This window comes from Sphingobacterium sp. KH_072 (genome assembly GCF_057837975.1).
On sequence record NZ_CM174457.1, the window covers coordinates 1970916 to 1997864 of the forward strand.

General features: G+C 43.4%; 24 protein-coding genes and 1 tRNA gene. 8 read left to right on the forward strand and 17 right to left on the reverse strand.

Annotated elements, in window-relative coordinates:
• Nucleotide 1: 1 nt before the first annotated feature.
• Both AC3IRT_RS09230 and AC3IRT_RS09235 read right to left on the reverse strand, forming a co-directional pair.
• Complete coding sequence (locus tag AC3IRT_RS09230) at nt 2–3169, reverse strand: efflux RND transporter permease subunit (protein ID WP_489396079.1); 3168 nt, start codon at nt 3167–3169, stop codon at nt 2–4.
• Nucleotides 3170–3221: 52 nt separating this feature from the next.
• Complete coding sequence (locus AC3IRT_RS09235) at nt 3222–4388, reverse strand: efflux RND transporter periplasmic adaptor subunit (protein ID WP_489396080.1); 1167 nt, start codon at nt 4386–4388, stop codon at nt 3222–3224.
• 402 nt (nt 4389–4790) lie between these two features.
• Here AC3IRT_RS09235 and AC3IRT_RS09240 point away from each other — a divergent pair, with 402 nt between their 5' ends.
• The gene (locus tag AC3IRT_RS09240) at nt 4791–5801 is read left to right on the forward strand and encodes a L,D-transpeptidase (protein ID WP_489396081.1); all 1011 of its coding nucleotides are present in this window, start codon (nt 4791–4793) and stop codon (nt 5799–5801) included.
• Between the two features lie 76 nt (nt 5802–5877).
• Nucleotides 5878–6672 (forward strand): murein L,D-transpeptidase catalytic domain family protein, encoded by a 795-nt coding sequence (locus AC3IRT_RS09245; protein WP_489396082.1) that lies wholly within the window; start codon nt 5878–5880, stop codon nt 6670–6672.
• A gap of 9 nt (nt 6673–6681) precedes the next feature.
• Here AC3IRT_RS09245 and AC3IRT_RS09250 read toward each other — a convergent pair whose 3' ends face one another.
• The 7 genes from AC3IRT_RS09250 to AC3IRT_RS09280 all read right to left on the reverse strand — a co-directional run bounded on the left by AC3IRT_RS09250 (nt 6682) and on the right by AC3IRT_RS09280 (nt 12959).
• Nucleotides 6682–7446, reverse strand: coding sequence for an MBL fold metallo-hydrolase (locus AC3IRT_RS09250; RefSeq protein WP_489396083.1), 765 nt, complete (start codon nt 7444–7446; stop codon nt 6682–6684).
• A 175-nt stretch (nt 7447–7621) separates the two neighbouring features.
• Nucleotides 7622–8617 (reverse strand): glycosyltransferase, encoded by a 996-nt coding sequence (locus tag AC3IRT_RS09255; RefSeq protein ID WP_489396084.1) that lies wholly within the window; start codon nt 8615–8617, stop codon nt 7622–7624.
• Nucleotides 8618–9568: a glycosyltransferase family 2 protein gene (locus AC3IRT_RS09260; RefSeq protein ID WP_489396122.1), complete on the reverse strand. Its 951-nt coding sequence runs from the start codon at nt 9566–9568 to the stop codon at nt 8618–8620.
• A 57-nt stretch (nt 9569–9625) separates the two neighbouring features.
• A complete protein-coding gene (locus tag AC3IRT_RS09265; RefSeq protein WP_489396085.1) occupies nt 9626–10249 on the reverse strand; it encodes a DUF4199 domain-containing protein in 624 nt (207 codons plus the stop codon).
• 10 nt (nt 10250–10259) lie between these two features.
• Nucleotides 10260–10928 (reverse strand): hypothetical protein, encoded by a 669-nt coding sequence (locus AC3IRT_RS09270; RefSeq protein WP_489396086.1) that lies wholly within the window; start codon nt 10926–10928, stop codon nt 10260–10262.
• Between the two features lie 9 nt (nt 10929–10937).
• The gene (locus tag AC3IRT_RS09275; RefSeq protein ID WP_489392982.1) at nt 10938–12209 is read right to left on the reverse strand and encodes a dihydroorotase; all 1272 of its coding nucleotides are present in this window, start codon (nt 12207–12209) and stop codon (nt 10938–10940) included.
• Between the two features lie 189 nt (nt 12210–12398).
• Nucleotides 12399–12959 carry a UbiX family flavin prenyltransferase gene (locus AC3IRT_RS09280; RefSeq protein WP_489392983.1) on the reverse strand — a complete coding sequence of 187 codons (561 nt, stop codon included), beginning with the start codon at nt 12957–12959 and terminating at the stop codon, nt 12399–12401.
• Between the two features lie 337 nt (nt 12960–13296).
• Here AC3IRT_RS09280 and AC3IRT_RS09285 point away from each other — a divergent pair, with 337 nt between their 5' ends.
• Nucleotides 13297–13947, forward strand: a complete 651-nt coding sequence (locus AC3IRT_RS09285) for an ankyrin repeat domain-containing protein (RefSeq protein ID WP_489392984.1) — start codon at nt 13297–13299, stop codon at nt 13945–13947.
• Here AC3IRT_RS09285 and AC3IRT_RS09290 read toward each other — a convergent pair.
• From AC3IRT_RS09290 to ribD, 3 genes are read right to left on the reverse strand one after another with little or no spacing between them, the layout of a single operon-like run.
• Complete coding sequence (locus AC3IRT_RS09290) at nt 13942–14775, reverse strand: DUF2851 family protein (RefSeq protein ID WP_489392985.1); 834 nt, start codon at nt 14773–14775, stop codon at nt 13942–13944. The two genes, AC3IRT_RS09285 and AC3IRT_RS09290, sit on opposite strands and share 6 nt — an antisense overlap.
• Nucleotides 14741–15232, reverse strand: coding sequence for a DUF2851 family protein (locus AC3IRT_RS09295; RefSeq protein ID WP_489392986.1), 492 nt, complete (start codon nt 15230–15232; stop codon nt 14741–14743). Before AC3IRT_RS09295 ends, AC3IRT_RS09290 begins: the two co-directional genes overlap by 35 nt.
• A gap of 32 nt (nt 15233–15264) precedes the next feature.
• Nucleotides 15265–16317, reverse strand: coding sequence for a bifunctional diaminohydroxyphosphoribosylaminopyrimidine deaminase/5-amino-6-(5-phosphoribosylamino)uracil reductase RibD (ribD, locus tag AC3IRT_RS09300; RefSeq protein WP_489392987.1), 1053 nt, complete (start codon nt 16315–16317; stop codon nt 15265–15267).
• A 63-nt stretch (nt 16318–16380) separates the two neighbouring features.
• On the opposite strand from ribD, the gene prmC reads away from it, so the two are divergent.
• The 4 genes from prmC (at nt 16381) to AC3IRT_RS09320 (ending at nt 19547) form a co-directional block, all read left to right on the forward strand.
• Entirely contained in the window at nt 16381–17238 is an 858-nt protein-coding gene (gene prmC, locus AC3IRT_RS09305; protein WP_489392988.1) for a peptide chain release factor N(5)-glutamine methyltransferase, read from the forward strand.
• Between the two features lie 179 nt (nt 17239–17417).
• Nucleotides 17418–17490 (forward strand) — tRNA-Lys (locus AC3IRT_RS09310).
• A gap of 250 nt (nt 17491–17740) precedes the next feature.
• Complete coding sequence (locus tag AC3IRT_RS09315; protein WP_489392989.1) at nt 17741–18973, forward strand: site-specific integrase; 1233 nt, start codon at nt 17741–17743, stop codon at nt 18971–18973.
• A gap of 295 nt (nt 18974–19268) precedes the next feature.
• Nucleotides 19269–19547, forward strand: a complete 279-nt coding sequence (locus AC3IRT_RS09320; RefSeq protein WP_489392990.1) for a DUF3761 domain-containing protein — start codon at nt 19269–19271, stop codon at nt 19545–19547.
• Nucleotides 19548–19610: 63 nt separating this feature from the next.
• Here AC3IRT_RS09320 and AC3IRT_RS09325 read toward each other — a convergent pair whose 3' ends face one another.
• The gene (locus tag AC3IRT_RS09325; protein ID WP_489392991.1) at nt 19611–20045 is read right to left on the reverse strand and encodes a DUF1810 domain-containing protein; all 435 of its coding nucleotides are present in this window, start codon (nt 20043–20045) and stop codon (nt 19611–19613) included.
• A gap of 407 nt (nt 20046–20452) precedes the next feature.
• Here AC3IRT_RS09325 and AC3IRT_RS09330 point away from each other — a divergent pair, with 407 nt between their 5' ends.
• Nucleotides 20453–20794, forward strand: a complete 342-nt coding sequence (locus tag AC3IRT_RS09330) for a hypothetical protein (RefSeq protein ID WP_489392992.1) — start codon at nt 20453–20455, stop codon at nt 20792–20794.
• 88 nt (nt 20795–20882) lie between these two features.
• Here the strand turns inward: AC3IRT_RS09330 and AC3IRT_RS09335 are convergent, their stop codons facing one another.
• The 4 genes from AC3IRT_RS09335 to AC3IRT_RS09350 are packed head-to-tail and all read right to left on the reverse strand — an operon-like array spanning nt 20883 to nt 26489.
• Nucleotides 20883–21173: a hypothetical protein gene (locus AC3IRT_RS09335; protein WP_489392993.1), complete on the reverse strand. Its 291-nt coding sequence runs from the start codon at nt 21171–21173 to the stop codon at nt 20883–20885.
• Between the two features lie 15 nt (nt 21174–21188).
• Nucleotides 21189–22616 (reverse strand): RagB/SusD family nutrient uptake outer membrane protein, encoded by a 1428-nt coding sequence (locus AC3IRT_RS09340; protein ID WP_489392994.1) that lies wholly within the window; start codon nt 22614–22616, stop codon nt 21189–21191.
• Between the two features lie 13 nt (nt 22617–22629).
• The gene (locus tag AC3IRT_RS09345; RefSeq protein ID WP_489392995.1) at nt 22630–25836 is read right to left on the reverse strand and encodes a SusC/RagA family TonB-linked outer membrane protein; all 3207 of its coding nucleotides are present in this window, start codon (nt 25834–25836) and stop codon (nt 22630–22632) included.
• 17 nt (nt 25837–25853) lie between these two features.
• Nucleotides 25854–26489 carry a thioredoxin domain-containing protein gene (locus AC3IRT_RS09350; protein ID WP_489392996.1) on the reverse strand — a complete coding sequence of 212 codons (636 nt, stop codon included), beginning with the start codon at nt 26487–26489 and terminating at the stop codon, nt 25854–25856.
• Nucleotides 26490–26949: the final 460 nt, after the last annotated feature.

Consider the following 26949-nt stretch of genomic DNA (forward strand, 5'->3'; position numbering starts at 1 on the left):
TTTAGTCCTCCTCCTCTTTAAATTTATCCCTCACTTTTTCGTCCAACGTCTTGAAGACAATAAATAGCATCGGGATCACAAAAATTCCAAAAGCTACACCGGAGAGCATACCGCCGGCGGCACTGAAACTGATGGAATGATTACCAATCGCAGACGGGCCGACCGACCACATCAAAGGCACCAAACCAGCTACAAAAGCCAAACTTGTCATGAGAATCGGACGTAGACGTAATCGCGCGCCCATAATGGCGGCATCCACAATTGTCAACCCTTTATCTCGTTCCTGTACCGCAAATTCGATAATCAGAATAGCATTCTTCGCGAGCAAACCGATCAACATAATTAATCCGACCTGCACATAGATATTATTTTGCAAGCCGACCAAACCAATCGTGGCATATACACCAACCAAACCTACCGGAATGGAAAGCAGCACAGCAAATGGCAAAATATAGCTTTCATATTGTGCGGCCAGCAAAAAGTAAACGAATAGAATACTTAAAGCAAAGATCATCAACATCTGACCGCCCGACTGACTCTCTTCAAAACTCATTCCCGTCCATTCGAAACCATAGTTGCCCGGCAATTGGGCATCGGCCAAGGCTTCGATTGCTTCCATCACGTCACCCGAACTGTAGCCCGGCGCTGGTGTGGCATTGACGGCAATGGCGTTATACAAATTGTAGCGTGTGATGGTTTCCGGCCCGACATCTTTCTCTAACGTGAGTAAGGTATTGATAGGCACCATCTCTCCGGCCTTATTACGTACAAAGATCGAATTGAACGATTCAGGATCTTTCCGATAATCGAAATCTGACTGAATGTACACCCGATACTGCCTGCCGAAACGGCTAAAATCGCCGGCTTGTACACGGGCATAATACGACCGAATGGTCGACATCAGATCCCGCACATCCACGCCCAAAGATTTTGCTTTGACCACATCAATATTCACTTCATATTGCGGAAAGTTGGATTTGAACGTCGTATAGGCATTATCGATCTCCGGCAAGGTATTGAGCTGATTGATAAACGTATCTGCAATCATATTGAAGTCGCGGATATCGCCTCCCATCCGATCTTGCAACACCAACTCGGTACCGGCAAAATCACCAAATCCCTGCACGGTCGGTCGCGCGAACACGGTGAATTGTGCTTCATGAATCTGGGAAAGATCTTTGCGAACGGTGTCCATAAATGCTTCAATCCCTTTTATACCCAACCGCTCGGCATGCGGATGCATATTGATGTAGCCTGCGGCGAATGCCGGACTGGCGCTTCCATCTAAAGCATTGAAACCAGAAACAGTCGTCATCCCCAACACATCTTCACGTTTGCGCAAAATACTATCTGCCTTACGCAATACTTCTGTTGTACGCGCCAAAGAAGCGCCTGGAGGCATCGCAAGATTGTAGGTGATAAACCCATCATCTTCCGTAGGAATAAAACTTTGAGGAGACCGTGACATCAACACCAATCCTATTACTGTGATAAGTGCTAAACCAACCCAAGCGACTGTCTTGTGTGTGATTAGAAACTTAACCGCCCCAATGTATTTATCCGTAAAGCGATCAAATGCCGTATTGAAGGCGGTAAAAAACCGATCGCGGTACAGTGCAAATTTATTCTTCTTCACAACAGGATGTTCGCCTTCGGCATCCTCATGTTTTGGTGCTTTCAGCAATAAGGCACATAGTGCCGGACTTAAGGTCAGCGCGTTCAGCGCGGAGATTAAGATGGCGGTGGCCAATGTATAGGCAAACTGTCGATAGAAAATACCTGCTGGCCCTTCCATAAACCCAACGGGCAAAAATACTGCGGCCATCACCATCGTGATGGACAAAATCGCTCCGGTAATCTCCGACATCGTACGAATCGTGGCTGCCTTTGGCTTCAAACCGGTACTATGCATCTTTTGGTGAATGGCCTCCACCACGACGATGGCATCATCCACGACGATACCAATGGCCAGCACGAGGGCAAACATCGTGAGTACATTGAGCGAAAAGCCAAACATCTGCAAGAAAAAGAACGTACCCACTAACGAAACCGGAATAGCAATAGCGGGGATTAGCGTAGATCGCAAATCTTGTAAAAAGATAAATACGATGATAAATACCAAGATAAAGGCTTCGAACAGCGTGTGCTGCACCTGACTAATAGATTCATCAATTTGCTCCCGTACCGAATAGGTAATCTCGTATTTGATGCCATTTGGAAAAGAGCGCGCTTGCTCTTCCAACACTTCGCGAACGGCGACATCAATATCGTGGGCATTGGATCCACTAGTCTGCGTCAGATTCAGTGTCAAACCGGGGTTGCCATCGACCTTATTGTCCGAGTTGAGATTGGTAGCACCAAACTCAATGCGAGCCAGATCTTTTAAGTATAGAACAGAGCCATCGTTATTGGTCTTGATGACCATGTTCTCGAATTGTTCTGGTTGAGAAAAACGCCCCTTGTGCCGGATCACTGTTTCGAAAACTTCTTCCGAGGTCTCCCCGAACTTACCCGGTGCCATCTCAAAGTTCTGATCGCTGATGGCTTTCATCACATCCTGCGGAACGAGATTGTATAACGCGAGTTTTTCTGGATTCAACCAAAGACGCATCGCATAATCACGCGCTCCTAATCTGGATACCTGCGCCACACCATCTACCCGCAAAAGCGGACGCATCAGATTAATCTGCGCATAGGCTTGTAAAAACGTTTCGTCGTACACGGTATCGCGGTGATCGGAGTACAGATTGATCGTCATGATCACCCCACTCTGTCGCGGCATTGTGGTAATACCAGCTTCATTTACTTCGGCCGGAATCGAACTGATAGCGCGCGAGATACGCGTTTGTACGTTCACCGATGCTACATCTGGATTTGTTCCAGTTTTAAAGAATACGGTAACCGTTCCCGCGCCAGAATTCGACGCATTGGATCGGATATACGTCATATCCTCCACCCCATTGATTGCTTCCTCTATGGGAAGCAAAACGCTTTTAGCAACGGTTTCCGCATCCGCACCGGGATAGCTTAATGATACCACTACACTCGGCGGTGCGATTTCCGGAAAGCGGGTAACCGGCAATAATTTCATTCCTACTAATCCTAGTATGACTAACACGATGGATACCACCGTGGCCAACACCGGACGTTCGACAAATACTTTAAGCATAGATAGATGTTAATGTAAAAGAATAAGAAACAAGGATCTACTATCCTCCTCCTTACTTCTGAATCGGAATGATCGTCGAACCGTCGGTCAGCTTATCAAAGCCACTCAACACCACACGATCGCCCTCCTCAATGCCTTCGGAGATAATGTAATTGTCCTTACTTTTGCCACTCACGACGACATTTCTGCGTTGCACTTGGTTGGAGCTATCAGCCACATACACAAACGTACGATCTTGCAATTCATTGGTAGCCAACTGAGGGATTTGCAAGACAGCTTCTTTTACTTCGGCAATTTTAAGTGTACCACTACTACCCGAACGCAGGATATTGTCTTGATTGGTAAAGGTGGCACGCAATGATATGGCACCTGTACTCCGGTCTACTTGTCCGTTTACCGCATCGACAACACCTTTAATGGGATATTCTTCACCATCAGCCAACATCAAGGTCACCTTTGGAAAGGTAAGTTTATTGTTTCTATTGTATTCGCGACCAGCAATGCTATCCTTCTTAGCTTGTGCTTTAGAAAAATATAGAAAATCCGATTCATTCATCGCGAAGTACACATAAACCTCTTGAATATCCGACAAGAAAGTCAACGGTTCTTTATCTCCTTTGCCCACGAGATTACCGATCCGTTTCGGAATACGACCAATGTATCCACTTACTGGTGCCGTAATAAGCGTGAAATCTTTACTGATCTCGGCACTACGCACCGCGGCTTGCGCTTGTTGCAAGGTAGCCTGTGCTACTTCGTAATCCGACTGTGCCGCAGATAGCCGCACATCAGATATCACATCATTCGCAACCAAAGGCTTAAGGCGATCGATCTCCAGCTGCGCATTCTTTAACTGCGCTTTGGCTACTTCGGCCGTTGCTAGCATGTTATTTAAGCTTTCTTGGTAAGCCGATTGATCGACCTTGAAAAGCTTTTGCCCTTTTTGCACATAGGCTCCTTCGTCTACATAAATTTCTTGTAAAAGACCTTCTACCTGCGGACGAACTTCCACATTGACCTTACCTTCGATGGTACCGAGATAGGTTTTTACGGTCACGGCATCACTACGTTTTACGATATGTACTGGCAAAGCAAGGGCTTTCTCCCCCTTCTCCTTTTCTTTGGACTCGCTGTGACTACAGCTATCCAATAAAAAAATCGCACTGAGGAGTACGATAATCCATTGTGGTTGAAACCAATTGTTTTTCTTTATTAGCATAGATGTCCTTAAGAAGTAACGTTTTTATTACAATTTACTCTACTAAACGCTAAAATAACGCCAATTTGTATGATCAAGCTAAAATTAACGCCAATTTAACGCGTAAAATACTTATTTTTAGACTAGCTAATTAGAGGCGAACTCCTTGTAAATCAACCATATTCTCTAAGCGAAGAGGCGTAGTAGAATTTTTTCGCATGTAGCAGTCTTTCTTTAGTAGATCATTTTGTGGCAACAATATACGAATAACGCATAATAATTGGTCGGCTTTTTGTTTCTAAGCATTGATAAATATTCCACAGGAAATTGTCTACCGCTTGATTTAAATGGCTTTTCTGTTTCTTTTAAAATTATAAAATGGTTAAAAACGTCTACAGGATTCGAATAATATTTTGTGCCCTAATGTCCGTCATACTTTTCTATTCTTGCCAACACAAGACAGCGGAAGAAAAGGCCGTATCTGATGCGGAAAAAAAGACCGCCGACTCCCTAGCACAAATAAAAGCGGCAGAAGAAGAAGTTCGGAAACAACCCGTTAAGGCAGCTGATATCAATCTTACGAAAGACTTGGAATACGACAAACATACCTTGGAAGATAGCTATCCTTATGAGGATACGGTCAGAGTATTCCAGTGGGATAAAATCAAAGCGCGATTGGCTGTTGTAGAGAATTTCCAACGCATGCCACATCAATATGGTGTATTACAGAATCACCGAAATAAGAATAAGGAAGCGCCATTGGTAAAAAACTGGAAACGAAATGCCTACAAGCGTGTGGCCGATTCGTTGGGAACAGAACGCTGGCAAGGTGTACCGCTTTATGCTACTGGCCAACATGATGCCCCAGAATTATACGGTCGTGATGGATATTTAGTCATTATCACTAAGAATGACACAACCGCAGATATGATGGAAGTAGAAGGCATCTCTTTACCTGGTAAGTTTGATGTACCGGATCGTTACGTCAAAGTTTTAGGTGATACCGTTGTATTTGACCGCGTCGTAGTAGTGGATGTTACCAATCAGAATATCGCCACTTTCCAAAAAACCGATAAAGGTGCTTGGAAAGTATTAAGTATGAATCCAGCAACCAGTGGTATGCACAAACCGCCATTTTCCACCGAAACACCCTTAGGAGTTTATGTAGTACAGGAGAAGAAGAAGAAAATGATGTTCTTAAAAGATGGCACCTCGAGTATTCAGGGATTTGCTCCATATGCTACGCGATTCAGTAATGGTGGATACATCCATGGTGTGCCGGTCAACAATCCTAAAGGCAAAATTGTGGAGTACAGCTGGTCATTGGGCACAGTACCTCGCTCTCATATGTGTGTACGCAATGCTTCTTCTCATGCTGAATTTGTGTACAATTGGACAAAAACATTATCTTCCCTAATTATTGTCATTGAGTAGTTTGACATAATTTAACATCTTCGTAACACCTTTATTACTAGATTTGTGTATTCATAAAAAAAGGGAAGAAGGGATTATGAGGAAGATTTTTTTTGGAATTTTGGCGTCTGTTAGTTTAATATTTATTGCATTCGCCAGCTTTAAAGACCGATATGTTGACCAACCTGCCAAAGTAATAACGGCTATCGACATCGCAAAACCAGATCCATTTTATCAAATTCGTGCATTATACGATAGTTTACATTTAGAAGGAACCTTGAACTATCAGGCATTCGAAGAAGCCATGTACGGGTACGAATCTATGGGACACCGTAGCAAGAAGGAACTGATTACGGTCATTGATTTTACACTACCATCTACCGAAAAGCGTCTGTATGTCATTGACCTAAAGAACAAAAAGCTAATGCATCATTCAGTGGTAGCTCATGGTCGTAATACAGGCGAAAACTATGCCACTAACTTTTCTAATACACATGGATCCTTTCAGAGTTCATTGGGATTTTATGTTACTGCCGAGACTTATCAAGGAGGAAATGGTTATTCACTACGCCTCGATGGTTTGGAAAAAGGAATCAATGACCAAGCGCGAGCACGTGCCATTGTGATGCACGGAGCAGATTATTGCAATGTAAATCTGGCTAAGAGCATGGGAAGATTAGGCCGCTCGTATGGTTGTCCAGCGCTACCGCGCGAAATAAATGCAGCTGTAATCAATACCATCAAAGGTGGTTCTATGATGTACATCTATGCGAACAACAAGAATTACATGGCTAGTAGTACAATTTTGAAAACCAAAACGGCCTCGAAAACTATGCTAGCTCAGCATGATGAGGTGGAAAACACCACTGCACCTACGGTGGTATTGAATTAATACTATCTGTTAGATTTCGATCTGCAAACCGTCATAAGCTAAAGATACATGCGGAGGCAACTCCGCATGTATCTCTTTATGTCGGCCAAAACGGTGGCTGATATGCGTAAGGTAGGTTTGTTTAGGCTGTACACGAGCCACCACCGCTAGCGCTTCCTCCAGCGTAAGATGTGAGATGTGCGCTTCACGTTGTAAGGCATTTAGCACCAATATTTCCACGCCTTCCAATAAACCAAACGATTCTTCAGATATTGTCTTTGCATCGGTGATATAAGCAAACTTATCGATACGAAAGCCCAAAACGGGCATACGATAGTGCATCACCTCGATTGGCATCACTTCTTTGCCAAATAAGTCAAAAGCATGAGCTGCATGGATTTCTGCCAACTCCAGTTGTGGCACGCCCGGATATTTATGATCTGAAAAAGCATAGTAAAACTCTCTCCGAAGGGCATCATGCGATACATCTGTACCATAAATAGGAATGGATTCTTGCTGCAGATAGTTAAAGGCACGCACATCATCCAATCCAGCGATATGATCTTTGTGCGAGTGGGTAATGAGCACGGCATCTAATCTTGGCACTTCTTCTCGCAGCATTTGCGCTCGGAAATCAGGACCAGTATCCACCACAATCTGGCGCTCACCGTACGAGATGAGAATAGAAGAACGTAAGCGCTTGTCTTTACCATCCGCGGACGAGCACACATGACAATGGCAACCGATCATCGGCACACCTTGAGAGGTACCAGTTCCTAAAAATGTAACTTTCAAATTATTGATCGATTTTTGTGTTATACACCCGCTAAAGTGGTATCAAAACGCTGATAAATAGAGCTTACGATTATTGCGATTTTATATTCGTACTGCTGGCAATGCGACAATGAACCCCATCGCTTGTTACCGTCTTCAAGTTAAGAAGGATTCTGCTAAGATCAAAACTTGGAGATTATTTCTGAAAGCAGATTTTGTCCATATAGTTTTGAATAAAACCCGATCCATACGCGACGAGTTGTACATAAGCCGCAGGAACAGATTTAAAGGCTACTGAAAGGTTTTTTGTCGCTTTGAGCGCGTGGGCAAATAATGCGATGGTATATATCAACAAAAAAGCATAACCGAGATAAGCGGTCTTTACAAACAGCGTGATGCCGCCATAAGTCAATACGTTGAGCAGCGTAAGCATAGCAATGACCACCAAGCCGACCACGAATGCAGCGGGCAAAGCATGCACCCATTTTAGCTCTTTAGGATAAATCTTGTAAATATCTATTCTTCCTTTTCCAAAAAGATAGGTTTGTCGGAAAAACTGGGATAAGTCTGTACGTCTTTTGTGGTACACAAAAGCTTCCGGGATCAATCCGACATGGAAGCCTTCGGCTATCATTCGGATACTAAACTCGATATCTTCGGATCGTCTGGAAAGACGAAATCCTTGCGTACGCTCCCACACGGCACGCGAAATCCCCATATTGAAACTGCGCGGGTGAAAAGGCCCGATGTGTTTTTTATTACCACGTATACCGCCGGTGGTTAGCGGAGATGTCATGCTGTAGCTGATCGCTTTTTGCATATCAGAGAAAGAATCGTGCGCCGCATCAGGACCACCAAATGCATCGAGCTGTTGTTTTTGTATGCCTGTGGCAACTTGCTGCAGATACTGCGGCGGTACAATAACGTCAGAATCCAATACAATGAAAAAATCTCCTTTCGCTTTTTCAAAGCCGAAGTTTCTAGCAAATCCTTGACCCGTATTTTCGGTCAGGTAATAATGCACATCGAGCTGACCGGCAAATGCTTGCACAATATCTTGCGCTTGTATGCGAGAACCATCTTCTACAATGATGACTTCAAAATTTGGATACTGTTGCTCAGTCAATGATTGCAACAGCTCATGAATCTCCTGTGGCCTATTGTAGAGCGGTATAATGAGGGAGAAAAACATCTAAATAACTTGTTCGATATGGTATTTATTGCGGTCAGAACCATTGCGAGATACCAGCTCCGCTATAAAACCTGTCAGAAATAGTTGTGTACCCAGAATAATGGCGACTAGCGAAAGATAGAACAAAGGCTGATCGGTCACATTACGGTAAGGAGTGGAATTGGCGATGCTCGCCAATTTATCGAAAATAAGATATAGCGTAATCACGAAACCTACTAAGAAGCTCAGCACGCCAATCGGCCCGAAAAAGTGCATGGGCCGCTTGGCAAACTTGCCTACAAAAAAGATCGACGCCAGATCCAAAAAACCTTTTATAAAGCGACCAGGACCAAATTTGGTCGTACCATATTTTCGCGGATAATGTTGTACAACCTGTTCCTGTATCTTGCTAAACCCAGCCCACTTGGCCAATACTGGAATATATCGGTGCATCTCGCCGTAAACCTCGATGCTTTTGACCACATCTTTGCGGTACGCTTTCAAGCCACAATTGAAATCATGTAGATTGTGTATGCCCGACATGCTGCGCGTAACGGAGTTAAACAATTTGGTAGGAATCGTCTTTGAAAGTGGATCATGCCGCTTTTGTTTCCAACCAGAAACCAGATCTGCATTCTGATTGGTGATGCGATCGTATAGCTCTGGAATCTCATCCGGACTATCTTGCAGATCGGCGTCCATCGTAATCACCACCTCTCCCTCTGCGGCGGCAAAGCCAACATTCAGCGCAGCCGATTTTCCGTAATTACGACGGAAGCGAATTCCAGTAATATGTGGGTTCGCGTCTTTCAGCTTTACGATGGTTTTCCATGATCGGTCGGTACTACCATCATCTACTAGAATAATCTCGTACGCATAACCATGTTGCACCATCACTCGATCTATCCAAGTGGTCAACTCGGGCAGGGATTCTTCCTCATTATAAAGTGGTATTACCACCGATATATCTATGCGTACAGGCTGTAACATCTAGCAGAATAAATAATTTAAATACAAGAATGAAAGACCCTAATTATTAGGATCTTGTGGTTCTTGCCAAGGGTGTGCATTATCAGCTGGCACATCCACAAATACGGGTTGCTCTTTCTTGAAAATCGCTGCTAAGATTAGCGCTAAGATAAAGTACATGATTAGCGATACGGCCAAAGCCTGAATAAGATTAGCGAAAGAAAAGGTATACAATCCTTCTTTCTGCACTTCTAATTGCTCTACCGTGGAATCGATCTGCTCATCCGGAAAACCCATCGATTCAAGTGATTCAATGGATAGATTCATCATGTTGTCGATGGCTCGCTCTTCCAAAGATGGCATTACTTGACTGACAATTTTTGAACCAACCGTGGATAGCACAACAGACACAGCCAACACGATAAAGATATGACTCAATGCCGTGCGGAAGTCCCAATAACCACCAACCTGACGACGTAAACGAAGCGCCAAGAAACAGGTAATAACTAAGGGAACTACATATACCAATAATATACTGACGAAAGAAACCGTCATGATACCCGTCGCATTAGCACCAATAATCAGTGTGACAATACCTAACATAAAACTGATAATACCGAGAAAGACACCATAGATAGCGGCTTGTTTCTTCAGATTTGTTGACTCCACGGATATGCTATTCATAAAAAAGATTTTAGTTGTTGAATTGAATAATCAGTTGGTAAATAGCCAAATCTAACGATTTGCGATCACTTTGTTCCAAAAATTCTGCGATAGCCGATTGATCCGGACGTGGTTCCGCAAAAAAGGACATCAACGGATAGAATATATCTTTGATCTCTTCTTCGACGTCAATCTTAGCACCCACTTTCGCGATTTCTGCAAAGCTACTTTCTACCAAGATTTGGTTTTTAATCACTTCCTCATAAATGCGGTGCTCGTCTTGGAATTCATCTTCTTCGACTAGCAAAAACTCTTTCAAGTAATCATCTAAAGAAGGTTCAACCTCAGCATCTTCACACTCTCTTAGATAAAGTAATACATTAAGTAGTTCGCTACCGCGATCCAACGTATCTTCTTCAATAGCTTCCCATTCTTCCGAGTCTAGATAATCCTCTTCCAACTTTTGAACATCTTCGGCAAAGAAGTTGATCATCAGCAAATCGAAAACGTATTCGCGCAACTCTTCGAATAGTGGGTGGTTATCAAAAGCTTCATCTAACTTAGAAACTTTATCCATAAAAGGAAGATCCGCCTCAAATGTGGTCGTCAGTTCCGATTCAATAGTACTGAAATCCTGCTCTTCTACTGTAGCGTAAAATTGTAAAGCATTGTGCAAGGCATTATTTACTTGTGCATCCATATCGATGTATTATTTTGTGTTACGTGTAAGTATTTTATTTGTTCCTGTTAGCCATACTTTGCCGACAAGCTCTTGGCCAAACCAAGGATTATTTGCTCCTTTAGATTGGTTGCTTTTCTGATCGTATATCCATTTTGCTGTTGGGTCGAACAATACGAAGTTAGCCACCGCACCTTCTTCAAAAACAGGTATTTCTAGTCCTACGACCTTGCGCGGACGGATGGCTAATATCTCTACAATCTCTTCGGCCGATAGGCCAGCGGATAGCAAGGTAGGCAATACAGTCTGCAACGAGGCAATACCATCTGCGGCAATATGGTACTCCACTTGTTTGAATTCGATTTCGTGTGGCGTATGCTGCGAAACGACCGCATCAATCACCCCATCACGCAAGCCTGCACGCAGTGCATCTACATCGTGCTGCGTGCGCAGCGGAGGGCTCACTTTATAATTGCTATCAAAACTCGTCACCTCTGCATCTGTCAATAGTAAATGGTGCGCTGCCACATCGCAGGTAACGCGCAATCCATTTTCTTTCGCTTGCCGAATAAGATCAACACTTCCAGCAGTAGAAATTGTGGAGAAGTGAATGCGCGCATCATGATAGGCTGCTAATTTGATATTACGGGATACCATTAATTCTTCAGCAAGATTCGGAATACCTTTCATGCCAAGGTAGGTACTCACCTCTCCCTCATTCATTTTATTGCCGCCAGCGATGGATTCATCTTGCGCAAACGCCATGATCAATCCATCAAATCCTTTGGAGTACAACAATGCGCGGCTCATCAAGCCTGCCTGTTGCACACTGCGGTCACCATCGCTAAAAGCAATCGCACCAGCCAGTTTCATATCGTATAATTCTGCTAATTCTTCCCCTTGGCGTTTTTTGCTGATTGCCCCAACCGGATGTACATCGACCGCTGCACCGCGACTCTGATTGACTATTAAAGCCACTTCCGAACGGGTGTAGATAGCAGGATTCGTATTGGGATGAATCGCTACACCGGTGAAACCTCCAGCTGCCGCCGCTGCAATCCCAGTTTGCAGATCTTCTTTGGTTTCTAATCCTGGCTCACCAAAATTAGCATTCAAATCAAAAAATCCCGGCGCTAAGTAGCTACCCTTGGCATCGATCACATCTAAATTTGCTTGATCGATGGTATTTTGCTTACCAATAAATTTGATGATACCATCTTCCAGAAATACATCCACCTCCGAAAGGTGATACGCATGCCCGGGCGATACCAACATTGCTGAAGTAATTAGAACAGTAGCCATGTATGTTTGTACGTGAATAGGTAATGTGGATACAACAATTTATTCACCATTTGATTTATTTGCATCAAACGGCTTCCAGATATGATCTGGCTGCACTTAGGTAGATTTTCCAACTTCAAATATCTAAGTAGTGTCATTGGAGAACAAATGTACAAAATAGGATCAGTTTTGCCTATAGCTAAAGGTAAATCAATTCCCCCACTGATATCCATTGCTAGGCAAATCGACCAAATTCAGCACGCGATCGGTGACCGTTTTAATGAGCTGCTCCAAAGATTGAGGATTACTATAAAACGATGGACTTGCGGGGCAGATGATCCCACCTGCCTGCGTGATGGTGGTCATATTATTAAGATGAATCAGACTATATGGAGTTTCGCGTGCCACAAGCACCAATTTACGACGCTCTTTCAAGATCACATCGGCAGCGCGTGTGGTTAGGTCATTAGATATTCCTTGCGCAATACGAGCCATAGTCCCCATCGAGCATGGACAAATAATCATGGTATCATAACCAGCCGAACCGGATGCAAATGGCGCATAGAAATCATTGCGATCATAAAAAGTCACCGGATAATCCTGATATGACTCATCTCCTAACTCTACCTTCCACACATCTTTAGCATTTTGCGACATGACGACACCAATAGCACTCACATGCTCTTTCAACTGTACCAAACTATTTAATAATACTTTGGCGTACAAAGCGCCACTAGCCCCTGTAATCGCTACAACTATTTTCCTGCTCATTCGTTCGATTTTGTATATCTTAGGATCAAAAATAAAAAAAAGGGCCGAATAAGAACTTAATCGACCCTACATCTACCTATGAAAAACATGCCCTTGGGAGGGGCATAACAAAAGTAGCTATTTAATGGTAATAAACAATACAGATAACGACATTACATTACTTTTGTAGCGAAAAAACCACAATTTCAGTTAAAAAAATTGATTTTACAATTTAAGTTATTATAACAAGCAATCGTTGCACTGATAACATAATCACAACATTTAAACATAAACAGTACGATTTATTCACTATTTTTATCAAAAAATGAATTTTTCGTAAAAATTAATTTTTCTTGTCATGAGCATAATTATTTTAGAGGAATATGTCGAAACGGGGAATTTTCAGGACCTAGACATGCTTCTATCTCGGCAGCCTGAACTCCTTGATGCGCTAACAAGCCATCAGGTTTCGGCTCTCTTATTAGCTTGCTACTATCGTAAAAATCAAATCATACAAGTCATTCTCAAATACCTAAGAAACATCAATATACATGAGGTTTGTGCATTGGGAAATGTAGAACAGTTGGAATTGATAATCGCTCAAAAACCCGATGTAGTCAACGAAATATCGACAAACGGTTTTTCGCCACTGGGTATTGCGGCGCATTTTGGACACGAAGCCACCGTACGCCTTTTGTTGAGACATTACGCGGATCCAAATATCCCTTCACAGAATGGTTTTAATGTTTTTCCGATTCACGCCGCACTTAGCGGCAATGACACAGCCATCACAAAATTGCTGATTGAAGCTGGCGCTGAGGTAAACGTGGTACAACAAGGTGGCCTTACGCCATTACATCTGGCGGCACAGCATGGCAATATCGACATCATTATTATCCTTTTGGAGCAAGGAGCAGACGTAACAACGCGCTCAGACCAAGGCTTGACTGCAGCCGACATCGCTTTTGATAAAGGTTTTAAAGAATTAGGTGAAATCTTGACCTTATGATCTAGGCCGGCCTAGCAAATGGATTCCTACAGCGCAAGATAGGCATTGCTTGGGCTCACAATATGTGCGATGCAACTGGATCAATGCCTGACTATCTGCAGCATGCTGGGCTGCCAAGCCAATTCGCGCAAAATTCGACGTAATGCTGTTTCGCTCTTTTGCAATTTGATTAAGCCAGTCTATAGCGCGTAGCTGTAATAAGTCATTTCCATGAATGTGCCCATACGTATACAAAATGGGAATAAAACAATTGATAGCGATGTGATCTAGAAAAGTCGAGGTCAGTCGCACTGTCCGCGTTTTAATGCTTTTGCCAAATTGATAATGAGTAGACCAATAGGCTGAAGGCGAAATATCCAAAAAAAGAAATTGTAAAGCGCGAAGATCATCCGTAGATATGATCAGCTGACACATGCGACTAATTTGCGAGAAAACGGAAGCCAACTGCGCAATACGAACCGTTGGAAAATTAGCAGGACGCATCCGCAAGAAGCGCCACTCGTACGAAGCCATAGGCTTGAGTTGATAAAGTTGCTGCAAATAGGTATACCTTTTAAGCAACTCGGCAGCATGTTCGTCGAGTGGATCGTCTGGAAGCAGACCAGATTGCCCAAATAATAGCGCTTCCATCTCCCCGCCCTTTCCCTGATAGCGATCCAAAATATTTGCCGGTAATGAGGCTATTAGCTGTGAAAACGGATGCTTGTTGACCCGCATACCAAAAGATTCCGCAAATAACTGCTGCGTTACTTTCTCCCAATCATTCTTGTAGTGTGCAAGTAGTATAGCTATTTCAGACGCTTTCGCTTCGAGACGACTTTTCAGCATGCGATCTAGCACCTGTAGCTTTACATGCAATGGTATATGCTGCAATTGACTCGCGGCATGGTATCCAAGCTGTCGATTGGTGAAGTACATGATACTGCTTTAAAACATCAGAAGAGACATATTTTTTTAATTGCAGCGTTGGAATGTTGCTACCGTCCTTGCGCCGTATTTCACAGGCATTCTCCCAAACAACGTGTAGAATTACATTGTCGTACCGCAGGTCATCCTGATGCCGATGTGCAAACCAACTTTTTGCATCCCAATGAATCTCGACATGACCAACCCACAAGATATCATTTATCCGAAGCTTGGCTTGTAGGAAATCAGGGCCAGCATCCCTATTGTAAATCCCTGGAGAGAAAACCTGCACTTGATCACCGCCAACACATCTGATATCAGTGTTGGCATAAAGCCGACATTTCCATAAAACCTGTATTAATTCTTCCGGATATTTCACCTTTAAAATTAAACAAATTAATCAAAAAGAAATCAGTCTTTACAAATGATCTCTAAGCTGTCGTTTCCAACCGACATTTTCTCCATGAGTCTGCCTTTTATAATAGGTGCAGATAAACCATCTGCCCATGCAAAATCAGCAGAAAATATACGTGCCTCATCCCATAATCCCGCATCGATAAACATTTGATGGGTTTGGGAGCCGCCTTCAATAATAATGGATTGTACATCCATCAGATGTAACTGATACAAGATATTTTGAGGCAAATAAAGATCAAAATTCTCCAATTCAATGTACTTGACATGGCTACTCCAATCGGTCTTCTGTGCATTAAATACCAAAGTTTCTACATCTGTACTAAAGATAGCCGAATCAGCCGCTACCGACAGATTTTTATCGATCAATATTCTCTTCGGATGATTCCCGACCCAGTCGCGCACCGTTAAGGCCGGATTATCGATCAAAGCGGTTCGTGTTCCGACCAAAATGGCATCTTCTTCCGCGCGCCATTTGTGCACCAATTGCTGGCTAGCGCGATTAGAAATCCAATGCTGCTTTGGCTCGAGCGATGCCAAAAAACCATTGCTCGTCTGTGCCCATTTAAGAATCACATACGGTCGATGTTGTGCCAACCGTGTGAAAAACCGCCTGTTAAGCCACTGGGCTTCTTTTTCTAAGACGCCTAATACAACGGCTATTCCCGCATCTTGCAATCGTTGTACTCCTGCCCCATTCACTTTGGCAAATGGATCTTGACAAGCGATAACTACTTTTTGGAGTTGGTATTTTACGAGCATATCGGCACAGGGTGGTGTTTTGCCAAAATGTGAACAAGGCTCTAGACTCACGTAAATTGTACTGTTTCTGAGCATCGTAGCGGCATCAGCTTCGCCATATTTTGCGATTACTTCTTGAACGGCATTTACCTCCGCATGCGAACCACCATACGGTGAGGTATAACCTTCACCGATAATCTGCTGATCGTGAACAATCACAGCACCCACCATCGGATTCGGACTTACCGTGCCTGCGCCCATTTCGGCCAATTGCAAACAGCGACGCATGTATAACTCATCCAGTATCATACCGCAAAGCTATCAAATACGCATCAATAAATAATAAAAGAATAGGCTTTCGTAAGTTTGCATATGCAAACGCTTCACTCCTTACGCACAGAATTTGGCAAACAGCTTGCTGCGCTCTATCCAACCGATGAAATCGATAGCCTTTTTTATATCGTGGTGGTCGAAACGCTGTCTATCTCAAAGCTTCAAGCGCAGATGAATTTGCACCGAGAGGTGAATGATGAACAACACGACGAGTTTCAGCGCATGTTGAAGGCGCTGACAGAACAGTTGCCTATACAGCACATCGTAGGACATGCACCCTTCTATGGATTTGAGTTTGAGGTAAATCAGCACACGCTGATTCCGCGCCCCGAGACCGAAGAATTGGTACACCTCATCATCCAACAAGAGAAAAATAGAACGACAGTGCAGGTGTTAGACATTGGCACTGGTAGTGGATGTATTGCCATTAGTTTGGCAAAGAAGCTTTCAAATGCCCAGGTAGAAGCCATGGATATTTCGATCGAAGCCTTGGCCGTAGCACAGCGCAATGCGGATAAGCTGGATGCAGCCGTCCGCTTCACCCATCGCGATATGTTAAACTGGCGCAATTGGAAAGGTGAAAAACGAAGTTATAACGTAATCGTCAGCAATCCGCCGTACATCACGCCGAGTGAGCAATTGGAGATGAGTGCGCAGGTGCTCGACCACGAACCACACAGTGCTTTGTTTGTAGAGGAAACTGATCCTTTGATTTTCTATCGGGAGATTGCCGCATTTGCCGCGCAGTACTTAGCAGCGGATGGTGCATTGTATTTTGAGATCAATCAATACCTAGCAACAGAGACCAAAGCGATTGTAACGGCGCAGGGATTCGATTTCGTAGCGATTTTGGAAGATATCAATGGTGCAAAAAGGATGTTGCATTGCCGCAAATAGCCTTTTTGCAATGATAAGGCCGAGGAGGTTGAAAATAATTAACATTTTTTCCGACTGATAAACAATGATTTATTGCATCGCAGCACAATTTTTGCGCTAATAATTTGGACTGAATGCATGAATTTTCTACTTTTGCATCACTTCAAACAACGAAGGTTACTTCGAAAAATAAGAAGTTCGATTCCGTAGCTCAGCTGGTAGAGCATTACACTTTTAATGTAGTGGTCCTGGGTTCGAATCCCAGCGGGATCACAGAGAGTAACACCAAAAAACATTAAAACCCTGCAAATCAACAGATTGCAGGGTTTTTTATTTGGAAAAAAGCACCAAAATATGCACGAATTCGCATATTCGCGGTGAGTTATTCGGTGAGTCATTGGAATTTTTCTAATGACTCACCGAATAAGGACTTAACTTATTGATATTAAACGTGTTTAACCCAAGAACATCTTGTTAAAATAGTACTGCAAAGCTAATTTTGTTTCACCTTAACTCTTTAGTTATGAAGACTAATTTTAGTGTACTCTTCTTTTTGAAGAAGTCAAAAAATCAAAAATCACAGAATCCGTCCTTCGTTTATTGGCGCGTTACCTTGAATGGAAAGCGGTGGGAATGCCCAACCGGAAAAAAAGCATTCCCAGAACAGTGGAATGTCGACGCTGGTAGATTCTTGGGAAAATCGCAACAAACCAGAACAATGAATGCTTTCTTGGACAACCTAAATGCGAGGTTACATGCTATCTATCATGATCTTCGGATGGATGAGGCCAGTTTTGATATTTCTGCATTTAAAAAACGCTACCTAGGTATTACAGATACCGGTTACACTTTATGTTATGCCATCGAGCTGCACAATGAAAAAATGCAAACGCTGGTGCAGCATGGCGAGTATGCCGTAGGTACACTCAAACGATATCAGGTACTCCTAAGACACATTAAAACTTTCATTGAGGTTATTTACCATAAATCCGATGTTGATCTGAAAGATCTAGATCAGACATTCATTGATGAATTTGAATTCTATCTTCGATCTGTTAAGCTTAATGACATCAACACTTCCAATAAGCATCTGAAGAATCTTAAAAAGATCATTCTAATCTGCATTCGCTATAAATGGATTGATGCCGATCCTTTTGATGGTCGTAAGCTTCAATCTAAGCCCGTGAATAGAACTTTTTTGACCTCAGATGAATTGCGCCGTATTGTCGAGAAGGAGCTGACAACGCAAAGATTAGAACAGGTTCGTGACTTCTTCCTGTTTAGCTGCTATACAGGCCTCTCATACGCCGATGTACATAAACTTCAACTAACCGATATTGGCGTTGGTATTGACGGTGGAAAATGGATTTTCACCTATCGCCAGAAAACAGACACACGGGTTTCTATTCCACTACTGCCCGTAGCAGCTACCATACTGGCAAAGTATGCGGAGAATCCTTGGTGCGTTCATAATAACCGCGCCTTGCCTATATCCAGCAACCAAAAGATGAATGAATACTTAGTTGAGATTGCTGCCATATGCGGTATCAATAAGACGCTGGGCAATCGTGTAGCCAAACGAACCTTTGCGACCACCGTAACACTCATGAATGGCGTCCCTATCGAAAGCGTGTCGAAAATGCTTGGTCATACCAATATTCGCACCACGCAGCTCTATGCAAAAGTTCTCGATAAGAAAGTGAGTGATGATATGGCACCACTGATGAAGAAGTTTGCATTGCAAACTGACGAATAATATTGATACACGTTCTTTATTTTTATATGGTGCTCAAACTGAGCACCATTTTTCATATCTATCTCTACCTCTTTATACAATATTTATAAATTTCACTATATTTAATAAATTATAAAAACCGCTACTACCCTACATCTCCAGTCTAGTCATGAAATTCCTTCTTTTGTTATTTGCGAAGCTATTGATCGTAATTAGCACAAATACAAAAGTACACCTCATCTAATTTGAATATGAGGAGTGCCCCTAATTCATCATCTCAACTTCTACCATACCCTCGAGCACCTCTGTTCAACTGATGGAAGATTGTGATTGTCCATGGATAAGGGTGAATTACAATGGCGTGATTGGTTATGTAAACTCGGCATACCTATCCAGTGAAAAACAAACAACCAATGTTGCTACTTCCAGAATAAGACACTACGCCAATACTGCTGGAGAGCGCGTTCAATCTGCAACTCATTACAAGACTGCACCATCAAATGCTACAACTCGCTGCCTGGACGACAGCTATAGTTTTAGTAGAAGCAAGAGCGGAAACTGTTCGGGGCACGGTGGTGTAGCCCAATGGTTATAGCGTGATCAGTGCGATTGACCATCTCCAAACTATTAAATAAAGGATTTAAATCAGCTTGCCGGCCTACTCCTGAGTTTTCATGCCGCCTAGAATCTCCAGTGTTTTTTGATCCAACTTACCTTGGAAGTATTTATTTAAGACCTGTTGAAAAATGTTCTTAGCTTCCGATATTTCAGAAAACAGTGTCATACAGGAATGCGGCTTCAGATCATCCGGATTTCCAAATATATCGTGAGCTGTTAGACCGTTCAAATTGAATAGCGCAGTTGAGACTTCTCTCAAATTCTGACCAAGCACAGGATGTCTTAAAAATGCGGATGCCTCCTGCAAACTTTGAATGGCATAAAACTTTGAGGTATCACTATTACCTAAACCGGCGATCTGCGGAAAAACATACCACATCCAGTGCGATTGTTTCTGACCGCCTTTAATTTCGATCAATGCGTTCAAATAAACTTGATTCTGTGCTTTTAAAAATCGGTCAAGATTAATAGTCATTCGGTAAGATTGTATGGCAGCAATTTACGAAATAGGTATCAATATTGATTCCTCTAGATTTCCTAGGTGTACTAATGTATCATTGCCATACCAGAATTTAACTCAACATATAACCCATTCCCATAAGAAAAATCCATCGCAAATAGTTGGCAAAATTTTGCCAACTATTTGCGATCGCTCGTCCCTAACTTTGAAATATGAAGCGATTGAAATCTTGCTCATAACATTGCAACACCGAAAAATAATATTGATCATGAACACATTTAAAATATATAACAGAAGAAAGTTCGCAGTATTCCCGATGTGGGTCTACTGGTCAGACTTGGCTAGTAGGCCTTTATAAGATCAACGATATTTTACGCTTAATCGTAAGTAAGCTATTAATAAACATTCAAAATTTTAAAAACATGAAAAACACATTTGCAGTGAAGACATCACTCTTCACATTAATATTAGCATTAATAGCAATCGGTACGTTTGCTTTTAATGCCGTGATGATTAAAACCAAGACTGCTAGCAGCAAGGTGGTTAATTCCTATCATTTTATCGGAGATAGTAACACCGAAGGTCAGTTCTCTGAAATTGATAACTGGCAACCCGGCCCCGCCTCTGATGCTTGTGGTGACACCGGAGAAAAGCCCTGCGAAATAAGCGTGGAAGCGAACGATCTGGATGAGCTGGAAACTTATCTTAGTGGAATGAGCAATCAGGCAGTATTACAATTAAACCCTAACTCTAGGCGTCCTTAAGTTCTGCAAATTAAATGATAGAGGTCAACACAAAATGTGTTGACCTCTTGCTTTTTGTTCTTATCTTAAAAAAACGTAGGCATCTGATCTAATAATCATTAGGTTTTCCTGAGTTAGTCTCTTTCTGTATTTTGATTTCCTGTATTTTGGTTTCACCAATTGCTCTTATCACATCTAGAAGATCTCCTTTGTTTTTGATCGCATCACTAACAGCTGCAAATATGATGCTACCCCTAACAAGAAAGTTTTCATCAGATACATCAATCTCCCGCAGAAGTAGCCGTTCCAGCAACATGATGTGCTCAGATTTCCAGCCTTTCATCTCTGCTTTATTACCTAGATAGTATTTAATGACATTCTCCTTTTTAATGAATAACATATCTCAAGATTTGCCTTAGCGCGGATTCTGCTTAATATTCGACAGCGCAATTACTTCCTCTGGGATAGCAATAGCGTAACTCGGATCATTTGGCCGTAGCTGGTACCGCTGATTTTCGAGAACTCTTTCCAGCGTGATACCTACCCCATCCCGATTATATCTCTTTATGTCCGCCCATCTCAGTGCGCGCATCACCAGCTCTTTACGTCGCTCATCTCTAATGATCGCTATAGCGGTATCTTTATCCATGAATGTGTAATCTGTGAAATTCGAGATTTGGTAGCGAGTTACCAAAAGTTGATTCAGCGCATCAGCTGCACCACCAAGGTCTCCCAGCTGCGCCTTGCACTCCGCTATCATCAGTAGTATCTCTGCCGAACTTATTCCGTTGGTTACATTCATCGCCGCAGTATGACTACCCCGAAAAAAATAGGTGCCATCTGGGTTTGCCCGATAATAGATTCGCTTGCGCAGGTCATGCGCTGTATACATATTATATAACTCGGGGACTATCTTGGCAATGCTTGTACTCAGCGGCCCGCCATAGAGCGTATTGCTCCACAGTAGCAACTCTTCGCTACTATTGCTCTTGACTGGAATCGGATATAGTGGCGTCTCGCTGATCGTGTTGAAATCAATAAGGCTTAAACTTGAATGATCTATTTCGTGCAGGCTTTGAAGTGATTGGTCGTAGTCTCCCATGTATAAATACGTTCTGGCGAGCATCGCGAGCGCGACTGGTCTGGTCGGTGCTGTCTTTCCCGGTTGACGCTCGGGCAAAAGCGTAATAGCAAGCTGAAAATCGCTGATAATCTGCTGGTAGGTTTGTTCTAGCGTAGCACGCACCGAAGGTATATTGGGATCTGGATCGAGTTTTAGTACGATGCCCAAATCCTGCTGGGAAGTCTGGTTATTATAAGCGACACACCAAGTTTGCGCAGCATCCAAGAAGCGGCTTGCGCGCATAAATAGTGCATGGCCGCGGATCTGATCGGCTTGCACCCCATTTAGATTTTGCTCATCCATACCCTGAAGCACCAGATTGCAAATGTTAACTGCATAATAGCAATTGTACCACTCGTCACCACCCGAACTTTGCGGACGCGCCACAAAGTCTGGTTGCCATGTGTATAGTCTGCGATCACTTTCATATCCTAATCCCCGCACATCGGCATCACTTAGATAGAAGTCTGCTGCACTCACCTCTGCTGCGGCAACGTAGTCGTTATTTATATTGCCAAAATTATCTAACATCGCTTGAAAGTCCCCTACTGTGGCCGGGACAGATAAGCGCTGATCCGCCTTTTCTTCCAGAAAGCTATTGCAGCTTGATAATTGGATCATGACTATGGCCATCAGGACTCCTGCATACACCATCTGTTTTGATGGTATGGACACAAATCTGATTCGCCAGTTTCTATATTTTCTGCTTTGTAATTCCATCGCTATATTGATTTTAAAAGTTTGCGCGCATTCCTATGGTGTAGCCTGCTGGACGGACTAGCCTTGTACCGGCCGTATTATTAAAGTCTGGATCAATTCCATGCTTATTCGCTCGCCAGAGTATTCCCAAATTATTGGCATTCAAATAAAGCTGTACCTGATGCTGTCTGCCAGAAACTCGCAGGGGCAAACGGTAGTTCAGATTGATATATTGCAAGCGGATATGATCCCCTTTTTCCACCAGCACGCTAGATCCAGCATAAAAGTTATCCCGCTGGGAGTTCGTGCTGTACATATTTGCTGGAATGTCGGTATTCAGCTCATCACCGGGCTGCTGCCACCGGTTCTCATAATCGCTATGCCCGCGCCAGCTATTGAATAAATTAGTGTAGTGAATCGATCCTCTGCGAAACCAGTAGCCTAACTTATAGGATATCCCCACCTGCAGACTAATATTTTTGTAAGAAAATGAGTTAATAAAAGATCCAAAACTGGTCGGTATCGAAGAGCCGAAAAACTCCAGCTCTTCCAGCGTTGTTCCTGCACCGATAATCGTACGATAATCCGTACTGATTTCTCCATCCAAGTATCCTTGCGCAGCTCCTGTTTGTGCATCAAGGCCTGCCCAGGGGTAGGCAAATACCGCATATACTGGTTTGCCTGCCACGCCCGATATGGGGACATTACTCGGATTGACATACTGATTAGCTAGCGTACGATTGATCAGGTACTCCTCGATCTGATCTTTAAAGAAACTGTAGTTTACTATGCTCGACCATTCTAGTGCGTTTGTTTTTATATTGATCGTTTTTAGTTCCACATCTACCCCATTTCCCGACATACTGGCAACATTACGTAGCGTGTATGGCGGAATGCCAGTCGTGTAGTCTAGGGGCGCAGCGCCAAACAGGTCAGTACCTTTTTTACGGAAGTATTCTATGCTAGCCATGATCCGATTATCCAGCATACGCAGATCAGCGGCTAGATTGATCATGTTGGATGTCTCCCAGCGCAATGAGGGGTTGTAGTAGTTATTAATTACAGCAACAGGTCTACCCGTGTAGTTAGAATTGCCAGGCAGATAGCGAATGGTATTTACCGCCGCCATCGCTGGGTCAATATTACCGCTAAAGCCATAAGTCGCTCGCACATTCAGGTAGCCTATTAACTCCGAGCTGAAAAAAGATTCCTCGGAGATTTTCCATGCACCACCCACTGACCAAAATGGGTTCCATTGATCATTGGTGTTTAGTCCGAATAGGTTGCTCGCATCCCGGCGCACGCTGCCTGAGAGTGTATATTTGCCGAGATAGGTATAGGCCGCATTACCATATTGCGATAAAAAGCGTGTCTGGGTAGCTGAGACAAACTGATTGTTGGGGATAAAGCTACTACCTGAAATAAAACTAGGGTAACTGCGGGTGAAGTCCACCAGACCGCTTGTCATATTATCAGGATTATACCCATACAGACGGTGCTGGTCAGCCTCCCGAACAACCGAGCGCATCTCGAGACCAATAATGCCGCTGATATGATGCAGATCGCTGATACTACGATCATAGGCCAACTGACCGCGTACATTGTTGCTGCGGAGCATACCGCCAGAAAGGTCATGTATGCCGCCTCTTGGCACGGCATAACTGGCCAGCCCTTGATTATTGATTTGCGTGTAGCGGTTAACAAAGTCACGCGCCATGTAGCTCTGTGGATCTGCAAGCGTATTGCCCTGATCATACTGCCGCTCGAACTGATAATTAACCGACGCGTTAAGCCCAGGCAGTATCTTATAATCAAGTGCCGCGGTAGCCAGCATATTTGATGAGCGGCTAGAACTGGTATTATGCTGCCAGTCGGTCAGCGGATAGTAATTCCAGTCTTGCAATAAGCCTTGTCCGACCGAATTGATATAGCTATTGTTCCAAGTATTAGATACGGCCTTTGGCTGGCCATCCTGATCGGCAAGTTCCATGTATGGAACAAACACGCCGCCGTTCATCGAAATACCGCTATAGCCCAGCCTACCTGAGCGTGTTCCCGACTCGGTATAATAGATGCCCGTACGTATGGAAAGTGACTCTAGCGGCTTGTAGGTGTTTTCAAAGCGCAAATTCAGCCTTCTATATCCTTCCCCTAAGTTATCTCGATTACGATCATATCCAGCTGCCGATGACCAGGACAACTTTTCTGATCCTCCTTGTAATCCCAAATAGTACTGCTGATTTATCCCAGCTCGATACATGTGCTGATTCAGCTGATCCCGTGCATCAATGCCTCGTAACCACTGTAATTCGGAATCCACCTGATTGGCATCTAGAGATCCCTCTGCTAGTTTGCTCAGCATATCCACCACTGGAGAAATCACCGGCCGAGAAGCGGAAGAGATGCGGCTATTGTAAAATCCTTGATTAAATAGTTCTACTTCCATATCGATATAGTCCGCACTAGACATTTGGCGGATGTAACCTAGATCTGGTTTAGCAGTAATGGTCATATGGCTATTGAACTCGATAGATATCGGTCTATCAAAGGACCCTTTTTTTGTGGTGATCACAATAACGCCATTAGCCGCTCTAGCACCCCAGATGCTGGATGCTGCGGCATCTTTTAAGATGGTGATACTCTCGACGATATTAGGATTAATGTTGTTGATATCACCTTCATATGGAAAGTTGTCCAGCACAATGAGCGGATCACGAGGCCCTTGAATGGTGGATAGCCCGCGAACCATTAGCCTTGGCGTAGTTAAACTATTATCTGTCGTGATGCTACTGGCAATAGCGGGTAGTCGAGAGATGATATCAGGACCAACCTGCTGATTCAAAAGATCCCTATCTACTGATGAGAAAGAACCGGTTGCCCGTTCGCGCGGTAGCTGCTGATACCCGGTGGAGACAACTGTAACTGAGTCTACCCAGCGCACATCAGGCTCCAGTCGCACGGTCAACGTATCCATATCCACATCGATGATTGCTGTCGTAAATGAGCGGTAACCTTGATGTTCAACCACAAATCGTCTTTCTGCAGATGGGTGTATTCCCAATACAAAGCGGCCGCGAAGATCGGTAAGTGTAGAATTATCTAAACCCGACTGACGGATCGTTGCCCCGCGAATGGGCAGGCCATCGTGTTTTGATACGACCCTGCCGCGCAGCTGCTGGGCGCGCGCTGTATGGTAGGATAAAGCTAGGGTTAGTGCAAGTAAGTATATTGTTTTCATCATAAGTATAGGGTGGCTGGTTAAAGGTTTTGTTTATCAAGGTGGTATTCGATGATATCCTGTACAACTCCGCCTCCACCTGTGAATGCGCGGATGAAGCCGTTCCTAGATATCCAGACGTAATTAGGTATTAAACGGTGGGGAAACTGCGCAATCAGCGTTTCATCAAAAATAATGGAGGGTAGATCCGTGCCGCCAATATCAGCCAATACGTCCTTATAGCACTGATCGATTTTTTCAAAAGAGTCTTTATACTTCAGAGGATTGACCAGTACAAAGACTACATCATCGGGATACTGCTGGGCGAACCTATCCAGTTTGGCAAATCCCGACCGGCACGCTCCGCACCAGGTAGCCCAAAAGTCTAGTATCAACAGTTTACCTTTAAACTGCTCCAGCGTTCCGCGAACGGTGTCGCCAGCGGTGTAAAATAGATGCTGCTGAGTCCAGAATTCCTCAGGTAGCTTCTCACCCATGAAAACTGGGCTAGCCTGTTCGACCTTCGCACCAGCCTCGCTATCCGAGCGAGACTGGGCAAAGGCGCTATTAACAAACACGTAAGAACATAGAATGAGTAAAATGGACAGCCTTACGAAAGCTATGATGATATATTTTGGTTTAGGCCAAAGCGCGGCCAATGCGTATTTAAACGTCATATTTTTTTTGTATTAATAAGACTGTATGTCTTGAATAGCCTTCAATGAACCGTCTACCACCTACGTGTAACGAGTGGCTGTAGACAAAATCACCTTGTGGTACTGGAAAAGAAAGGCTAATTTTAGATTGCTTAAGAAATGGAGTCTAACGTCTATTTTTGCATCGTGAAATTGAAGGACCGGCAAATCTTAGAAATGTAGACAAGAGTTAAGGAATAACTAGCATTGGTGAGGTCTAAAAGATATACTATATCCTGACTTTAAATGCGTTTTATGATTTGATATTTTTGATATCGAATCATAAGGTATGTTTTAGCGTTCTATGTAAATTTTACGGAGACGCTATTTCGACACACTTTGCCATCTATTCCAAAAACTATCCTACTCGGGAGCGCGAATGATGTTCTTTATTTGATGTTTGCGTGAAAACCATAGTTGCTGATCTAAGATCAAGCTTGTG

Excerpts from the sequence above, each read along its gene's own strand:
- AC3IRT_RS09230 (WP_489396079.1), bottom strand. The coding sequence starts at position 3,169 with ATGCTTAAAGTATTTGTCGAACGTCCGGTGTTGGCCACGGTGGTATCC.
- AC3IRT_RS09235 (WP_489396080.1), bottom strand. The coding sequence starts at position 4,388 with ATGCTAATAAAGAAAAACAATTGGTTTCAACCACAATGGATTATCGTA.
- AC3IRT_RS09240 (WP_489396081.1), top strand. The coding sequence starts at position 4,791 with ATGTCCGTCATACTTTTCTATTCTTGCCAACACAAGACAGCGGAAGAA.
- AC3IRT_RS09245 (WP_489396082.1), top strand. The coding sequence starts at position 5,878 with ATGAGGAAGATTTTTTTTGGAATTTTGGCGTCTGTTAGTTTAATATTT.
- AC3IRT_RS09255 (WP_489396084.1), bottom strand. The coding sequence starts at position 8,617 with ATGTTTTTCTCCCTCATTATACCGCTCTACAATAGGCCACAGGAGATT.
- AC3IRT_RS09265 (WP_489396085.1), bottom strand. The coding sequence starts at position 10,249 with ATGAATAGCATATCCGTGGAGTCAACAAATCTGAAGAAACAAGCCGCT.
- AC3IRT_RS09270 (WP_489396086.1), bottom strand. The coding sequence starts at position 10,928 with ATGGATGCACAAGTAAATAATGCCTTGCACAATGCTTTACAATTTTAC.
- AC3IRT_RS09275 (WP_489392982.1), bottom strand. The coding sequence starts at position 12,209 with ATGGCTACTGTTCTAATTACTTCAGCAATGTTGGTATCGCCCGGGCAT.
- AC3IRT_RS09280 (WP_489392983.1), bottom strand. The coding sequence starts at position 12,959 with ATGAGCAGGAAAATAGTTGTAGCGATTACAGGGGCTAGTGGCGCTTTG.
- AC3IRT_RS09285 (WP_489392984.1), top strand. The coding sequence starts at position 13,297 with ATGAGCATAATTATTTTAGAGGAATATGTCGAAACGGGGAATTTTCAG.
- AC3IRT_RS09290 (WP_489392985.1), bottom strand. The coding sequence starts at position 14,775 with ATGCTGAAAAGTCGTCTCGAAGCGAAAGCGTCTGAAATAGCTATACTA.
- ribD (WP_489392987.1), bottom strand. The coding sequence starts at position 16,317 with ATGATACTGGATGAGTTATACATGCGTCGCTGTTTGCAATTGGCCGAA.
- prmC (WP_489392988.1), top strand. The coding sequence starts at position 16,381 with ATGCAAACGCTTCACTCCTTACGCACAGAATTTGGCAAACAGCTTGCT.
- AC3IRT_RS09315 (WP_489392989.1), top strand. The coding sequence starts at position 17,741 with ATGAAGACTAATTTTAGTGTACTCTTCTTTTTGAAGAAGTCAAAAAAT.
- AC3IRT_RS09320 (WP_489392990.1), top strand. The coding sequence starts at position 19,269 with ATGGAAGATTGTGATTGTCCATGGATAAGGGTGAATTACAATGGCGTG.
- AC3IRT_RS09325 (WP_489392991.1), bottom strand. The coding sequence starts at position 20,045 with ATGACTATTAATCTTGACCGATTTTTAAAAGCACAGAATCAAGTTTAT.
- AC3IRT_RS09330 (WP_489392992.1), top strand. The coding sequence starts at position 20,453 with ATGAAAAACACATTTGCAGTGAAGACATCACTCTTCACATTAATATTA.
- AC3IRT_RS09335 (WP_489392993.1), bottom strand. The coding sequence starts at position 21,173 with ATGTTATTCATTAAAAAGGAGAATGTCATTAAATACTATCTAGGTAAT.
- AC3IRT_RS09340 (WP_489392994.1), bottom strand. The coding sequence starts at position 22,616 with ATGGAATTACAAAGCAGAAAATATAGAAACTGGCGAATCAGATTTGTG.
- AC3IRT_RS09345 (WP_489392995.1), bottom strand. The coding sequence starts at position 25,836 with ATGATGAAAACAATATACTTACTTGCACTAACCCTAGCTTTATCCTAC.
- AC3IRT_RS09350 (WP_489392996.1), bottom strand. The coding sequence starts at position 26,489 with ATGACGTTTAAATACGCATTGGCCGCGCTTTGGCCTAAACCAAAATAT.